Origin of the sequence: Pseudomonas alkylphenolica (genome assembly GCF_004025535.1) — a bacterium.
Lineage (GTDB): Bacteria > Pseudomonadota > Gammaproteobacteria > Pseudomonadales > Pseudomonadaceae > Aquipseudomonas > Aquipseudomonas alkylphenolica_A.
The window spans coordinates 34915-51002 of sequence record NZ_QJRG01000033.1; the positions used below are offsets into that span (position 1 = coordinate 34915).

Annotated in this window: 11 protein-coding genes; 3 read left to right on the forward strand and 8 right to left on the reverse strand. The window is 63.4% G+C overall.

What is annotated here, in order from left to right:
* From DM813_RS00300 to cpaB, 5 genes are read right to left on the reverse strand one after another with little or no spacing between them, the layout of a single operon-like run.
* Positions 1 to 858 (reverse strand): type II secretion system F family protein, encoded by an 858-nt coding sequence (locus tag DM813_RS00300; protein ID WP_128322128.1) that lies wholly within the window; start codon positions 856 to 858, stop codon positions 1 to 3.
* A gap of 20 nt (positions 859 to 878) precedes the next feature.
* A complete protein-coding gene (locus tag DM813_RS00305) occupies positions 879 to 2150 on the reverse strand; it encodes a CpaF family protein (RefSeq protein WP_128321459.1) in 1272 nt (423 codons plus the stop codon).
* Positions 2147 to 3337, reverse strand: coding sequence for a pilus assembly protein (locus DM813_RS00310; RefSeq protein WP_128321460.1), 1191 nt, complete (start codon positions 3335 to 3337; stop codon positions 2147 to 2149). The genes DM813_RS00305 and DM813_RS00310 overlap by 4 nt, the downstream gene beginning before the upstream one ends.
* Entirely contained in the window at positions 3334 to 4581 is a 1248-nt protein-coding gene (locus DM813_RS00315) for a type II and III secretion system protein family protein (RefSeq protein ID WP_128321461.1), read from the reverse strand. Before DM813_RS00315 ends, DM813_RS00310 begins: the two co-directional genes overlap by 4 nt.
* 20 nt (positions 4582 to 4601) lie before the next feature.
* Positions 4602 to 5531: a Flp pilus assembly protein CpaB gene (gene cpaB / locus DM813_RS00320; RefSeq protein WP_128321462.1), complete on the reverse strand. Its 930-nt coding sequence runs from the start codon at positions 5529 to 5531 to the stop codon at positions 4602 to 4604.
* Between the two features lie 322 nt (positions 5532 to 5853).
* Between cpaB and DM813_RS00325 the strand changes: the two genes are divergently transcribed.
* Positions 5854 to 6075 carry a Flp family type IVb pilin gene (locus DM813_RS00325; RefSeq protein WP_128321463.1) on the forward strand — a complete coding sequence of 74 codons (222 nt, stop codon included), beginning with the start codon at positions 5854 to 5856 and terminating at the stop codon, positions 6073 to 6075.
* 70 nt (positions 6076 to 6145) lie between these two features.
* Positions 6146 to 6553: a response regulator gene (locus DM813_RS00330; RefSeq protein WP_128321464.1), complete on the forward strand. Its 408-nt coding sequence runs from the start codon at positions 6146 to 6148 to the stop codon at positions 6551 to 6553.
* Positions 6554 to 6562: 9 nt separating this feature from the next.
* Here the strand turns inward: DM813_RS00330 and DM813_RS00335 are convergent, their stop codons facing one another.
* Together DM813_RS00335 and pbpC are read right to left on the reverse strand one after the other, a co-directional pair.
* Complete coding sequence (locus tag DM813_RS00335) at positions 6563 to 8230, reverse strand: ShlB/FhaC/HecB family hemolysin secretion/activation protein (protein ID WP_128321465.1); 1668 nt, start codon at positions 8228 to 8230, stop codon at positions 6563 to 6565.
* Between the two features lie 123 nt (positions 8231 to 8353).
* Positions 8354 to 10708 (reverse strand): peptidoglycan glycosyltransferase PbpC, encoded by a 2355-nt coding sequence (gene pbpC, locus DM813_RS00340; protein WP_128321466.1) that lies wholly within the window; start codon positions 10706 to 10708, stop codon positions 8354 to 8356.
* Positions 10709 to 10812: 104 nt separating this feature from the next.
* Here pbpC and DM813_RS00345 point away from each other — a divergent pair, with 104 nt between their 5' ends.
* Positions 10813 to 11106: a hypothetical protein gene (locus tag DM813_RS00345; protein ID WP_128321467.1), complete on the forward strand. Its 294-nt coding sequence runs from the start codon at positions 10813 to 10815 to the stop codon at positions 11104 to 11106.
* Positions 11107 to 11125: 19 nt separating this feature from the next.
* Here the strand turns inward: DM813_RS00345 and DM813_RS00350 are convergent, their stop codons facing one another.
* Positions 11126 to 16033 (reverse strand): alpha-2-macroglobulin family protein, encoded by a 4908-nt coding sequence (locus DM813_RS00350; RefSeq protein ID WP_128321468.1) that lies wholly within the window; start codon positions 16031 to 16033, stop codon positions 11126 to 11128.
* Positions 16034 to 16088 lie beyond the last annotated feature (55 nt).

Sequence of the window (16088 nt, forward strand, 5' to 3'; positions counted from 1 at the left end):
TCAGAGACTCCGCAACATGCGCCACAGCGCCAGGCACCCAAGGGCCTGCATGGCAAATGCGCCCAACAGCAAAAGCTGGCCGTGGCTGTCGTGCCACATGCTCAGCAAGTACGTAGGGTTACTGAGCAAAAAGTAACCAGCTACGCCCACCGGCAACAATGCCAACACCATCGCTGTGACACGCGTTTCACCGGTCATCGCGCGCAACTGGCGAGCACCCTGTTCGCGCTCGCGAATCAGCTTGATCAGGTTCTCCAGCAACTCACTGGCGTTACCGCCGTAGCGGTGGTTGATGCGCAGCCCCAAGGCAAACAAACGCAACTCGTCCTGATCGTAAAGCTCGGCCAGCTCCTGCATCGCATCGTCCAGGGCAATGCCCATCTGCACATTGCGCCGCACCCGTTGCATGGCGCCATGCAACGGCTCGCGCGAGGCGTCGATGGCCCCTAGTACGGCATCACTCAAGGTTCGACCGGCCTTGAGACTGCGCACACTGTGATCAAGCAACACCGGCAATTGCTCGATCATGCGTTGCAGGCGCCGGTGGTAACGCCAGCCCAGGTACACCCGGAACAACAGCGGCCCGGCCAGCAACAGGAGCACCGCCAACCACCCGTGCAGCGCCAGCCCGACCAGCAACGACAACAGGGTCCAGACCACCATCCACAACACCAGGCGGTCATTGCGCCGCTCAAGGCCGGCGCGCTGAAACAGCCGGTCCAGCCTGTGGCGGCCGCCAGGCACGGGCGCCGAGCGTTCCTGCACCCGGCCGAGCCGCTCAAGAATGCGTTCCGTGCCGGACTTGCGCATGCCGCTGTAGAACAGCCGGACCGAGACGCCCAGCAACCCCAGGCACATCAGCCCGAGCAACAGGGCGATCAAGGCCGTGGCTCAACGTAGTCGCGGCGCAGCTTGTCGCCGGCCGGGTTCATCGCCTCGCGCATGAAGCCTTCGCCGCCGCGCCGGTCGAGACGAAACAGGGTGTTGGTGACATACACATCATCGCGAACGCCAACCACCTCCAGCACTTCACTGACGCAGCGACGGCCATCGGCCAGGCGCGTCAGCTGGATCACCACATCGAGCGCGGCGCAGATCATCTGGCGCAGGGTCTTTTCCGCTACCAACCGCCCGGTCAGACCCACCAGGGTTTCCAGGCGCAACAAGGCATCCTGGGCAGTGTTGGCGTGCACGGTGCTCATCGATCCGTCGTGCCCGGTGTTCATCGCCGTCAGTACATCGAGGACTTCCACACCGCGAATTTCGCCGAGCAGGATGCGGTCAGGGCGCATCCGCAGAGCGTTGCGAATCAGCTCGCTGGACTTGATTTCACCATGCCCCTCGGCGTTCGGCGGCCGGGTTTCCAGGCGCACCACATGCGGGTGGTCCAGCTGCAGTTCAGCCACATCCTCGATGGTCACCAAACGCTCTTGCGCGCTGATCAACTGGCTGAGGATGTTGAGCAGGGTCGTCTTGCCGGTACCGGTACCACCGCTGACCAGAATATTGCAGCGACGCGCCACCGCCAGTTGCAGAAAGTCGAGTATGTTCTGATCGACCGTACGCGTGGCCAGCAGGTCGGCACTCTTGAGCATGTCCTTGCGAAACTTGCGGATCGACAGGCACGGCCCGTCCAGCGCAACCGGGGGAATGATTGCGTTGACCCGGCTGCCATCGGGCATGCGCGCATCGACCATGGGCGAAGACTCATCCAGGCGCCTGCCCAAGGGTGCAAGGATGCGCTGCATGACCCGCTCGACGTGGTGGGCGTCGATGAAGCGCAGGTCGGTTTGCTGCAATACACCGGCACGCTCGACGAACACCCGGTGCGGGCCGTTGACCAGAATCTCGGTGACGCTGGTGTCTCGCAACAGCACTTCCAGCGGGCCGTAACCGGTCAGCTCATCGACCAGCTCTTCAGCCAGCCGCTCCATTTCGTAGCGCGACAACGCCAGGTGCAGGCGGGCGATGTAGTCGCCCACCTGCTCCATGACGAACTGCGCCAGGGCCGGGCGGGCGCCTTCGAGCAGGTTGCGCCCGCTGTCTTCGATGGCATCGATGAGGTAACGGTGCAGGGCCCGCTTGAGTACATGAGGATCGTTGTCCTGATTGTGCCGAGGCCCGCCAAACAGTTCGTCGACGCTGCTCATTTGTGCCCCCAGAGCCGGTTGAGCCAGTTGCCACCGGAAGGTTTGTTGTGTTCCGAACGCCGGGCCAGCCGTTCACCCAAGGCTTTTAGCTGCTGCGTCAAATTTTCCCGCGGTGCGAGTTCGAACAGCGGCAGGCCCTGGTTCTTGCTGTTCAGGCGCACCTCCGGGCTGTACGGCAGCACCATCAGCAAGGGCAGTTCAAAGCGCTTGGCCAGGGCGTCGGAATCGGGCGCCACACCCTTGAGGTAACGGTCGACCAGCAGGCTCGCATGCTCGAGCTTCATGCCCTTTTCCCGCCACAGGGTCAGCACATCCAGGTTGCGCCGACAGTCGAGCACGTTCTGGTCGGTGTACCAGATCAGCTTGTCGCAATGGCTGACGAAGGTACGTAGCGCTTCACAATCAGTCTGTCCCGTGAGGTTGACGACGATGTGCTGGAAATGCTGACGCAGGGCACTGAGCAGCATGTACAGCTCGGCGGCGCTGGTGCGTTCCAGCGGTTCGTCACCTTCGGCATAGGCCAACAGGCGCAAGCCCGACTGTTCACGGGTGAACGCGCTGTCGATCAGGGTGTTGTCCAGGCGACGAAGGTGACGCAGGGCATCGCCAAAATGAAAGGAAGCTTCGAGCCCCAGCAAGGCCAGGCTGTCGCCGCGCGGCAACCCCAGATCGAGCAGCAGGGTTTGCTGGCCGCTGACCTGTACTACTCGCGCCAGGTGCGTGGTCAGCAACGCGCCATCGGCTGCGCACTGGGTGCCGTAAAGCACGGTCAGACCGCCCAGGCTGGGGTTGCTGGCGACCTGTGGCAGGCGCTTGCTCAAGCGCCGCACCAGCCCCGCCACTTCACTGGAGCGTGAGCCGTAGGCGACAAAATCTCGCGCCCCTGCGCGCATGGCATTGAGCACCAGCTGGTTATCCATGCCGTCGCCCAGGGCAACGATCGCCAGCATCGGTTTGGCTTCCAGTACCCCTTCGATCAGCGCGCACTGGTTGACCACCTGATCACGGTCCAGGCCAACGAAGATCAGGTTGGCAAAGGTCACGTCGATCAAGGCCAGCAGCTGGTCAAGGCTGCCGCTGCCGGCGCCGACCACCTGGCCCAGCGGCGCCAGCGCCCCTTGCAGCCATTGCAGGTCGGCCTCGTTGCGGGTGATGGCAAGAAAGGTCTGGCTCAGGCTTTCGCTCATTGGGATAACCCGCTGCGACTCTCGAAGTCGCCGTTTTCCAGAAAGAACAGCCGGCCCCAGCTCGGGTCGTAGTTGCGCAACTTTTCGCCCGGCAAGGATGGCAACTGTGCGTTGGCGGCGATGGGCTGGACCAGGTGCGGGGTAACAATCATCAGCAGTTCGGTTTCATCGCGCTTGAGTTGCGACTGGCGGAAGAACGCCCCGAGGATCGGGATGTTGCCCAGCCCCGGAAACTTGTCCACCGCCGAGCGCGTGCTGCTGCTGATCAAGCCACTGATGACAAAGCTTTCGCCATCGGCCAGGGAGATGCTGGTGTCGGTGCGCCGCACCGTCAGCCCTGGTACCAGGGTCCCGGCGATGTTCACGGCGTTGGTGTAGTCCAGTTCACTGACTTCCGGGGCAACCTTGAGCGTGATGCGGTCGCGGCTGACCACCGTCGGCGACAGGGCCAGGCGGATGCCGAACTCCTTGTACTCGATCGAGACGTTGTCGCTGCCGCTGCTGGGCACCGGAATCGGGATCTCGCCGCCGGCCAGAAAGCTCGCGGACAGGCCACTGAGCACTACCAGGCTCGGACGCGCCAGGGTGTAGGCAAAGCCACTGTTCTCCAGGGCATTGATCGCCGCCAGGAAGCGGCTGCTGCCACCCCCCCAGACAATGTTGAACACGTCATTGTCGAGCGGAATCCCGCGCACCACATCCGGCACGCTGCCCGGGCTGACCGTGGTAATCGGCGTAGCCCCCGGCGAACCGATCAGGGTGTTGTTCGAGCCTTTGAAAAACAGCCGCGCACCGGCTTCCTTGTACTTGGTCCGGTTGACTTCGACAAAACGGATATCGGCCTGCACCTGACTGGGTAATGTCGGGTCCTGCGAGGGCGAAACCGCCGCCTCGGCCATCGCCGCCGTCGCCGCACCCTTGATGAACAGCATGGTCTGCAGTGGCGCCTTGGCACAGGCGGTCCAGACCATCAGGCTGGTCGCACCGGGGCTCAACGCCGTGAGCAGGACGGCATCTTCACCACTGGCCTGCACATCGGCTATTTTCGAGTCACCGACCGCTACCCGGGTGATGGCAACCGACGCCCGCACCTCCTGCTGCAAACCTTGGTCCATCTCGATCACCGCCGGCAACTGGGACAGTGCTGAGCAGCCGCCGCTGGCCTGGGCCAGGGGCGCGAGCGGTGCGGTCCAGAATACAGCCCACAGCAAATGTTTGACGACGCGCAGGGAACGACTGCTCATTGAAGGGCATCCTAGCTGGATCAGGGAGTGGGCTGGCCGGATTGATTACCGCGGATGATTTCCATGCCTTGGCGTGGTGCTGCCGAGGCCACGGTGTGGGCAACCGGCGTCTGCGCCAGCTGGCTGAAGCGATAGAGTTCGCGGTTGGCGTTATCTGCCACCTGCGTGCGGTTCTGTGGGTCGGACCAGTACCGTGCCAGCAGCTTTTCTTCGGCACTGCGCACTGCCAGGCGCAAACTGCCCGCCTGGGCAGCCAGCAACAGGCGATTCACCAGGACCGCCGGCACCGCCAGAACCACCGTGCGGGCGGGTGTGCGCTGCTGTTCCAGGCGCGCCTTTTCATCCAGCGCCAGCTCCACCGGCTGGCCATCGCTGCCAAGCCCCAGTTGCCTGCCGACACTGAGCAGGCGCAGCGCCGGCAAAACCACCTGGGCTGATGCTTGCGGGTTGTTGTTTTCCTCACGCAGGTAGAGCAACACGTCGACGTAGTCGCCCGGGGTCAACTGCCCGGCAACGCCCACCACCTCGTCAACGGCCAATGCCAGGGCGCGTTCGTCGGGGCGGATCATGCGCGCCAGCGGGCCGCCGGACTCGAAACTGCTCTCTTGCAGCCAGGTGCCAGCAGGCAGCGCCCGCCAGCTACTGCGGCCGAGCACTTGCTCCTGGGTCTGGAAGCTACCGGTGGGGGCGACCTGCAGGCGCTCTACCAGCAGGTCTTCCGCCGTGAGCGGGGTAAACGGCGCCACATCGCGGCGCAGCACCACCACCGGCTGACGTGCTTGATCCAGCGCCTTGTCAACGACAGGAGCTGCGACAGGCGTGGCGGCAGGGGGAACAGGAGCGGCAACAGGCTCGGCGACCGGAGCGCTCAACTTCAGGCCCCAGTAGCCCGCCACCAAGGCACCGAACAAAAAGAGGCCCGCAAGGATGATGGTAAAACGACTGCTCATGCCGGCGCTCCCTTCTAACTACTTTGTACGTCCATTGCACACGACGTGAACCGGCACACACCGACGACACAGGAAGTAACTATTTCGCTATTTGAAGGTAGCGCAACTGAGCCAAAGTGCCATTACCCGTCAGAAAATTTTCCATCCCAAAGTCGACACCCCCCTAAAACAACAGCTTATTGGCGTCAGTCTTTCACTATAACTTTCGTATTAATGCCTTCTTACATTTGCTGGAATATCAGCCGTTGACGATGCTGTGGTGGCAAAGGGGAATCACCGAATAAGCCCCGCCATCTGCGCCTCGTGCGCCAGGAGAAGTGCCATGCGTCTTTCCAAAGTACTCAAGAGCTGCAAAGAATTCTTCTACCGCAAGGATGGCGCGTCCGGCATTGAGTACGCGATTGCGGCAGCGATGGTGGCGGCGGTGCTGACGACGTTCATGTCGCCTATTTCCGACGGATTGAAGACCGTGTTTACCACTGTGCAAACGTCGTTGACCAGTACGGCAAATGCGGGCAAACCTGCAGGAGGGGGAACCAATTAACATCACTTGAGTAGGCGCATATCGCACTATCGAACTGCCATTGTGATCATTTTTTAAACGGAAACTCTCCATGCTGACCTCTTCCCAGCGACAACAGATTCTCCTGGTGGATGATGAAGAGGACGCCTTGCTGGAACTTGCCGAGCTGCTTGAGGGCGAAGGTTTTTGCTGTTACACCGCCACGTCGGTGAAACTTGCCCTGCAACAGCTCACCCGCCACCCGGACGTGGCGCTGGTGATCACCGACCTGCGCATGCCGGAGGAAAGCGGCATTTCACTGATCAGGCGCCTGCGCGAGCACACTGCCCGCCAGCACTTGCCAGTGATTGTCACCTCCGGGCATGCCGACATGGACGACATCAGTGACTTGCTGCGCCTGCAAGTGCTGGACCTGTTCCGCAAGCCGATCTATCACACCCGCCTGCTGGAAACCCTGGACAACCTCTTTCCCTTACCTCGCCTGCACCTTGTGAATTGAGTGCAGAAGCTACAACTGGTACCTGAAGCTCAAGGTATAACGCGGCCGCCGATCGAAGCTGTCCAGGGCAATGTCCGACATCGGTTTGGCCGCTTCCAGTGAAAGACTGTAATTGCGCGCATCCCCCATACGCACCCCAAGCGCAACGGACGACAGGCGTGAATCGCGTACGTCGAGCTGGTTGAACCAGCTACGCGCTGCATCCACTACGCCATAGGGCTGTACGAGTCTCAACAGGTCACCCGTGCCCTGGATGCTGTAGTTGAGCTCATAGGCCGCGCCCCAGCCTTTATCGCCCGAGGCCTGGTCACCGGGGTAACCACGGCCGAAACTCTGCCCGCCGAACACAGCGCGCTCACTGTCGGGCAAGCTGTCATTGCTCCAGTACAACGCCGCCGAGGCGACGCCTTGCCAATGGTCGAAAAAACCATCGCTCTGCACCCCGGCAACGCGCACACGCAAAAAATCCAGATCGATTTCACTGTCGGTATTCGCCCCCAGGTAATCCAGGCCCTGATAGGCGCCGACACTGAGAATTCGTAGCTGCCGGGCAGTGGTGGTACGCCAGTCACCCTCGAACCCCAGGGCGCGCAGGTCGGTGCGACTGTTGTACCTGAGCGGCACATCAACACCTTCATAGTCGGTGTCATCGTTGACGGTGTAAAAGCGTCCGGCAACGCTGAGCCACTCGTGGGAAGACGCCGTCAGTGTCTGGCTCAGGCCAATCGAGTAGCGGTCAAGATCGCGGTGCTGCCTGAGGTCGATGCCAGTGTTCAGCCGCACCCACGCATTGGGGTCACTGCGCAGCTGCGTAGCAGACAGGTTCAACTGACTGCCTTCGCTGTCCAGGTACTGCGAATAGTCCAGGCGGTAGTAGTGTTCGTGTGCATTGCCCGGAGGGAACAGGGCGCTGAAGCTGACCTGCTCGGCCAACGAGGTCTGGGCGTTGCTGCTGACGCCCAACAATGCCTGCAGGCTCTCGCGGTTGCTGTCGCCAAGGTCCAGTGTTGCGGTAAACGGTTGGCGTGAGGCGTGAACGTTCAAGGTCGTTGCCCCATCGCTTGTGCCCGCCGAAGTGACCTCGGCCGCCAGGCTCACACCCGGCACCCGGCTCATCAGCGATGTGTAGCGCTCAAGGGTCTTGCGCATGATCGGGCGCTCCGCCTTGAGCTTGCTCGCCAACTGCTTGAGGTAGGTCGCTGCGGGGCCGATGTCACCGTGCAGTTCAACATCACGGATGTAGCCCTCGACCAGCACTACCTGGACCCGGCCATCTGCAAAATCCTGCGGCGGCAGGTAGGCATAGGACAGCACATAGTCGTCCTGCTGGTAGCGCTGGGTCAGGCGTTCGGTAGCTTCGGTCAGTTCCGCCAGGGTGACGTCGCGGTTGATCAGCCGCTGGTAGTTGTCGCGCAGATCGCTCAGGGCATACAGACTACCGCCTTCAAAGCGCACCTTGCGGACCTTTATCCGGGTGTTTGCCGGCAGCGCCTGCGGCTGGACTGCTGGCAGTGGCAAGCGCAATACGGGCAGGTGTGGACGGTAGGCATCGATCGGCAGGTTAGGCGCAGGCAGGCTGCGTTCTACTTCATTGCTGTTGAGGTAGCTCGGCAAGGGCTCGGCGCATGGCACAGAAGCCCAGGACAGCCCCAGAATGGCAACGGCCAACGATCGCATAGGACGCTCCGTGATCCTCAACGGTAAGCGGGGGCCAAGACTGCTCTGTGGTCAGACTCAAGCGTAGGTGGTAGCCGTCCCCCCGTCTAATGCGTCCTGCCGGCGAACGGATAGCGCGGCACGTCAATCGTTGACCTGAAACTCGACCCGCGCGGTCTGGCCGCTTTCATCCAGCGCGCTCAGCTCGACCCGCCCAACCTGCTCAAGGTTCACCGTCAGCCCTTGCTGGCCGTTGGACTCACCCAGGGGCGCGCCATTGAGGAACCACCAGTGCCGACCACTGCCCCCCAACGCCGACACATCCAGGCGCAAGGGCTCACGGCTGCTGGCCGGGCGACGCAACTGATCACCCTGACGTACCCCGACGATCGACAACGGCGGTGCGCTGGGCGGCACCTGTGGCGGACAATGCGGGTCCACCGCCGGCAGGCGCGTCTCACGGCGTTCCACGCGCGGCAACCAGGGCTCCAGCGGCGCTGGCCACAAAGCTATCTGCGTGGCCCTGGCCCCCGGGCAACTGGCATCAACGCGTTGCCCGTGTTCATTCACCCAGACGGCTTCATCGAGGCCGACGCTTAGCGGCTGGTCGGCGGCCTGCAACGTCGGCGGAGTAGTGCCATCCAAGGTCCAGGCAAAGCGCTGGCGCCGGCAATTGGCATCCTGGCGCGCCAGCGGTTGGCCCAACGGCCAGCAGATGGCAGCCACACCGACATTGGCGGGCACCGCCACGGCAGGCACGGCGATGCCCCGCTGGCTGTCACGATTGCTCAGTACATCGTGAACCTGCAGCATCAAGGGCGCAGCCGACGCCAGCCCAAACTGGCCGGGCACCGGTGTGCCATCGGGCCGGCCGATCCAGATACCGATCAGGTAACGCGGCCCGACACCAATCGACCAGGCATCGCGAAAGCCATAGCTGGTACCGGTCTTCCAGGCCAACAGCGGGCGCTGCACCAGTTCGGCATGCGGGTCACGATCCGGTCGCGCCTGGCCACTGAGAATGCGCCGGATGATCCACGCGCTGCCCGGCGACAACAGCCGGCGCTCAAGCAACGGTGCATCCGGCTGCAAGCGAATCGGTGCACTAAGGCCGCCGCGCGACAGAGCGCCGTAGCCCGCCACCAGGTCTTCCAGCCGGCTGCCGGCACCGCCCAGGATCAGTGACAGGTTCGGCTCCGCCAGCGGCGGCAGCGTCAATGGTACTCCGCCGTTGCGCATGTGCGCGGCGAAGCGCTTCGGGCCATACGCTTCGAGCAACTGTACCGCCGGCAGGTTCAGCGACAGCGCCAGGGCAGAACTGGCCGCGACCGGGCCGCTGAAACCCAGGGAGAAGTTCCCCGGCCGATAGTCGCCGTAACGCCGAGGCACATCCTGCAGCAAAGACTCGGAGTGGATCAGGCCGTCATCCATGGCCATGCCGTACAGAAACGGCTTGAGGGTTGAACCCGGCGAACGCAACGCGGTGATCATGTCGACATGGCCGAAGCGGCGCTCGTCATTCAGGTCGACCGAGCCCAGGTAAGCACGCACCGCCATGTTCTGCGCCTCGACCACAAGAATGGCCGCCGAAGTGCGCTCGGGCAGGCGCGCGCGCCAGCCCAGCAGCAAGTCCTCCAGGCGCCGCTGCAACGAAGCATCCAGGGTGGTACGGATCAACGGCGGGCTGTGCGGGCGGTTCAGCCGTCGCGCCAGCAACGGTGCCAGCGCAGGCTCCTGGCGTGGCGCCAGCAATAGCGGTTCTTCCATGGCCTCGACGACCCGCTGGGCTGGCCAGACGTCATACTCGGCCAGGCGTTGCAGGACTTTGTCGCGCGCTTTCTGAGCCCGTGCCGGGTGCCGGTCCGGACGCAAGCGGCTCGGCGCCTGGGGCAGCACTGCCAGCAATGCTGCCTCGGCGGGGGTCAGGTGCAGGGGCGATTTCCCCAGGTACGCCCAACTGGCCGCCGCGACGCCCTGCAAGGTGCCGCCAAACGGGGCACGGTTGAGGTACAGCTCGAGAATCTGCGCCTTGGACAGGTGCCATTCCAGCTGCGCCGTACGCCACAGTTGGCGCAGCTTGCCCGACAGTGTGCGTGAGTGCGGATCAAGCAAACGTGCGACCTGCATCGTCAGGGTGCTGCCCCCCGACACCACACGCCCGCCCCGCAGGTTCTGCCAGGCCGCACGGCCCAAGGCCAGGGGGTTGACCCCGGGGTGCCGGTAAAACCAGCGATCCTCATAACTGAGCAACGCCTGCAGATAATAGGGCGAGACCTGCTCGACACTGACCGGATAACGCCATACGCCTTCGGAATCGGCGAAGCGCCACAAGGGCGTGCCGTCTTCTGCCAGCACCACCCGCGCCAGATCGTCGGTTGGCAGCGGCAACGGCCACAGGCGGTCAGCCGCCCACAACAGCGCGCCCAGCAACACCATCACGCCCAGCACAATGCCCAGGCATTTCGCCATTGGCCTGAACGGGCGCGCTAAGATGTGCATCAGGCCCCCTTGTCGCTGGTAACAGCCAGGGAACCGAGCAGGCCAGGGCATGGCCAAACACAGGGTAACGGCAGACTCGCCGGTTCGATCATCAGGAAGCAACTATGCATGTAGAAGGTTTTTTCGAGTGGCTCGGCCAGGCCTTGGGCGCACTGATCCGCTTTGTCGTCGATGGCCTGAGCGGGCTGTTCAACCTGCTGGCCAACGCCGGTGGCAATTTCATCGATGGCCTGGCACGCACCTTGGGCATGGACACCTCACTGATCAGCATCGTTGCCCTGATCATCGGCCTGATGCTGCTGTACTCGGCTATCCGTGCGTTCATGCGCGCGTCGATCATCGTCGGCATCATCTGGTTGCTGCTGGGCCTGTGGGTGCTGAGCTGGATTATCCACTAGCCCTGCACCCACTGCCGTCTCAACGTCCCTTCACCACCAGTTCAGGCACCGACTCTCCCACTGCCTGCAGGTTTGGCCGGTACATCGACTCAACCTGCGGCGGCGGCACCCGATAGCTGCCCGGCGTCACTGCCCGCGCCAGGTACAGCAGGTGGGTGGTGCCGTAGCCTTCCAGATTCAGCGCGGCCACGTAGCGGTCATCACGAAACTCCTGATGGACCACATTGGCGTTCTGCATCGATTCACGCCACTCTTTGACCGCACTGCTGGCGTTCTCCAGGCTCGCCGCGCTCTGCGCCAGGTTCTGGTTCTCCAGTTCCAGGCCCGCCGGCAACAGGTCGACCACCAGCGCATCCGGCACCCGCGACGCGGACGTCAGCGCCAGGTGCACCAGCACCAGGTCACCGCTGTGCAGAGCACGCACATCCAGGGCCTGGCCGTTCATGCCAAGGTACTCGCGGCGAATGCTCATGCCATTGCTGCTGGCCGCCGGCGCCTGACGTGGGTAGCCGGAGAGGGTCAATTGCTGGAACAGGGTGTCGCCCCCTTGGTTGTGCACCGTCAACGGTGTAGCCAGAAGCGGGCCTTCGAGCTTCAGGCCTGACTGCGCCGCATTGAGCTCACGCACTTCACCGGCACTGTCCAGACGCGCCGCCCATTGCCCTTCCGGCTTGGTCAGCAAGCCGCGCCCGGCGAGGAACAAGGCGTTGCGTTCCTGGGTCGACAACCAGCGGTTGGCCGCGAGTTGATCGGACAGTTCAAACAAGCGGGCATCGAGGCTGTCGCTGGCCAGGTTGTTCTCTTCGAGCAAGGCCAGGATCAAGGCCTGATCGCGCACCGGGCTACCATAGTCTCCCAGCCAGTCGTCACTGCTGCGGCTGACTGCCAGGCCGGCCTGCAGGGCTTGTTGGGCGCGGGGCTTGTCACCCATTTTGTCCAGCGCGATGGCCAACTGCACCAGCGGCAGGCCGGAGCGAGCGTCGCTGCGACGCTCGAACAGGCTGCGCAATGCACCCAATGGCGCCTGCTGCGTGCGCGCAAGCACCAGGCCCGCATAAGCCTGTACGGCAAAGCGGCTGTGCTCGGCATTCTTGCTGTAGTTCACCTCGATCAGGTTGCGCTCCTGCAGATAACGCAGCAGCCGCTCACTGGCCTTTTTCAAGGCATCGGCCGGCACGGCATAGCCCTGCTCGCGAGCACGCAACAAGAAGTCGGTGACATAGGCGGTCAGCCAGTACTCCTCCTCGCTATCGGCACTCCACAGGCCGAAGCTGCCGTTGTAGCGCTGCATGCCCAGCAGGTGTTCGATGCCCATTTCGATCTTGCGCTTGCGCACCTCGGCCGGCTCACCGCTGATACCCAGACGCTTGAGCGTTGCAGCGTCGGCATAGAGCGAGGGGTACAGGCCGCTGGTGGTCTGTTCCAGGCAACCATAGGGGTAGGCTTCCAGGGCACGGATCTGTTCGGCCAGGTTCAGCGGCGGACGACTCGACAAGGCCAGCGTCGCTTCAAGCCCCGCTGCTTCGAACTCGGCCAGGTCTCCGGCCGGCAGGCTCCACGGCTGGTCCTTCAGGGCCACCCGGTAGTGCTTGAGCATGGCCGGGTAAGCCGGGCGGATGCCCAGCGTCCATTCACGGCTGAAGGCGGTCGCCGATTCGCCGGGCAGCTGCAGGCCGCTGACTTGTACCGTGACCTTGCCCTGGCCCAAGCCACCGCTCGCCTCGACCGGCACCAGCAAGGTCACGCGCTTGCCCTGGGCAAGATCCAGGTGCTGCTCGGCAGCGCCGATCAGGTTCAGTTGACCCTCGGTGCTCAGGCGCACGTCGAGCTTTTGTGCCAACCCGGAGAGGTTCGACACATCCAGCGCCAGGGTGGTGCGGTCACCGCCAGCAAGAAAGCGCGGCGCCGACAGTTCGGCAATCAACGGCGCTGCGACAACGGTCTTGCCCTCGGCCACACCGTAGTGCTCGTCGGTCCACGCCTGGGCCATCAGCCGCAACTCACCATTGAAATCGGGAATGTCGACGGTGGCCTGGCCTTCGCCGTTTTCATTCAAGGTCACCGGCATGCTTTGCTGGGCGACGATAGTCACGCTAGTGCTTGGACGCTTGCCACCCTTGGCCATGGCCGCGTCACCGCCGAAGGCGAGGCTGGCCAGACGGCCCTGCCCGGCTTCGATCAGTTGACCGTAGATATCCAGCTGGTCGGCGCCATAGGCCTTGCGCCCGAACATGCCGGTAAATGGATCCGGCGTCGGGTAGTCGGTGATGTTGAGGATGCCCACGTCCACCGCAGCCAGCAGCACATGCACCTGTTTCGGCACACTGCCGTCGGCGTTGCGCGCCTGCACGTTGACCGTTAACGGCTGCTTGGGCCGCATCTTTTCCGGGGCGCTGAGGCTTACCGCCAGTTTGCGTTCGGCGCGGTCCAGCGGCAGGTGCAAGACCCCGACTGCACGCTTGGGCGTGGCATTGACCTTGCGTTCTCCCGGGCGGATGACCAGGGCACTGACATACAGGTCATGACGGGCCCACTTCGGATCGAGCTTGACCGCGAAGGTCTTGCCTTCGAGCGGCACATCGATTTCCTGCCACCACAGCGGGCCATCGCTGGACTCAACCATCAGGTAACCCGTACCGGCGGCGGGTGGCGTAACGGTGATGTTGGCCGTGGCGCCATCGGCATAAGACGGTTTATCCAGGGCGAGCTTGACCTGGTCCGGACGTACCGCACCACCGTCGGCATTGTCCTGGGCGCGATAACCCGCCCAGAAACGCTCGCTGGACACCAGGCCGGTCTGCGGGTCTTCGACTTCGACGCGATAAGGTCCCCACTCAACCTGGAAATTCAGGCGGGCGGTGGAGCCCGCCTTGATGCTCAGCGTTTCCTCGCTCTGGGTCAGGAACTTCTCGTTGAAGTTGTAGCTCCAGCCATCGCTCTGCGAGTAGTTCCAGTAGTAGTCGCGGCGCTCGCGGATCAGGCGCACCTTGAGGTTGTCGGCGGCCAGCTTGTTGCCGTCACGGTCGGCGACCAGCACCTCGAATTCCACCGGACCGTCGCTGTCGGTTTCTTCTCCGTCGAACAGGCCGCGCAATCCGGGTAAACGCTCGGCTGGCCAGATCGGTTGCTCCAGGCGTCGGGTGATCGGCCGGCCGCCCGACTCCTGCAGGCTCGCCTGCACAGTCAGCTGCAAGGGCGAGCGCGCTTCAGACCACTTGCTCTCGATGCTCAGGGTGGCTTTGCCATCAGCATCCAGGCTGACTTCGTCCAGCTCCAGGTCCTGGCTCAGCTCCGGTTCGGTGATCGAGCCAAACTGGTACCCCGGCAATGCCGGCACCGCCTCGCGCAGCGGGCGCACATAGGCCTGGCCACTGAGGCGGTTGCCCGAAGCCGGGGCACCGTAGAGGTAACGGCCATTCACGTCGATTTCGGCGCTCTGCTCCGGGCTCAGCGGGGTATCGCTGCCCTTGAGCTCCAGGGCCAGGCGCTCGGGCAGGAAGTCTTCGACAAGGAACTCGTAGAGCTGCTTCTTGCCGCCACCCAGGTCAAACAGCAACTGCCAGCGTCCGGTCGGGGCTTCGCTGGCCAGCTGCAACTGATACTGATAGAGCCCCGTAGTGCCTGGTTCCCAGACAAACTTGCGGCTGATCTGCTCGTCGGGGCGACGCACCTCCACCGTCACCGGTTGCGGCGTCACCGGACGGCCGTCCTGATCACGCAGCAGGCCGTTGAGCAACACCGTCTCGCCCGGCCGGTACAGGTCGCGCGGGCCGAACACGAAAAACTGCAGCGGGTTGGCCTGGGCGCCGGTGATATCGAATTCAGCCAGGTCCAGCGCGGCACTGTTCAGGCGCAGCATGGTGGTGTGCACACCCTGATGGGCCAGCAAGGTTTCAGCCTTGGGCGGCATAGGCAGCTGGGCATGACCATCACTGCCGGTCGTGCCCTGGGCCAGCACACGTCCTTCGCCATCGAGCAATTCGAGGTTGACGCTGTTCATGGCCTTGCCGCCTTCCAGCCCTTGGGCGAAGACGTCCAGGCGGTTCTGGTAGCGGTGTGCCGAGAGGCCGATGTCACTGAGAGTAAACAGGGTGGCCGGCTGCGAATAATCATAGGTGCCTGAAGCGCGCATCACTGCCAGGTACACGCCTGGCTGTTGCAGCGGCTTGATCCCGGCAATCGGCAACAACAGGGTTTCGCGAGTGTTGCGCGCCGGGTTGAGGTCGAAGCGGCCGCTGTAGACCAGCTCGGCCATGTCCAGGGTTTCCTTGGACTGGTAGTAATACAGGCTGCTGTTGCGACCCCAGGCACTGAGGAACGGCGAGAGCGATTCGGGTTTGATCCGGAAGAACTCGACATCGACCTTGTTGACGTTCAGGGCGATCACCGGCAGCCCTTCAGCCAGCCGCGTCGGCAGTAGCGAACCGCGGCTGGCGAAGCCGATCGTGGCCTGCATGTCGCGGGTTTCCAGGCGGCTCACCGACTCGGCGGCCAGACGCTTGCCGTTGACGGCCTGCAACCCTGCATCGACAGTCAGCACCAGTTTGCGCTGCGGCTCCAGATGGCGCAGGCGCAGCTCCATGCCGTTATCGGACAACTCCCAGGCGCCGTCGACCTTGCCTTTGACGGTATCGACCAGGTGCACCCGTTCGGCGAAGTTCTGCTCGGCATCCAGTGGCACCGAAAACGTCAGGGACAGGGCACTGGCTCCATCCACCTGCACTTCCGAGACATCCACCACGCTTAGCTCGCGACCGGCATAACGCTTGGCCAGGGTCGCGGCATCTTCCCGCGCAGGTTTTGCTGCGGGTACAGCCTGTTCGGCCTGGACCGGCGCTGAAGTCGTCGCCGGCTTATCCGGTGCAGACGAGTCGCAGGCACTGAGCAAAGCCAGCACGCAGGCCAGCAACAATCCTTTGTTGAGCATGGGAGTAACTCTTTGGCAGCAGGTTCTAAGGGTGAACTATATCCCAAGGTCAGCA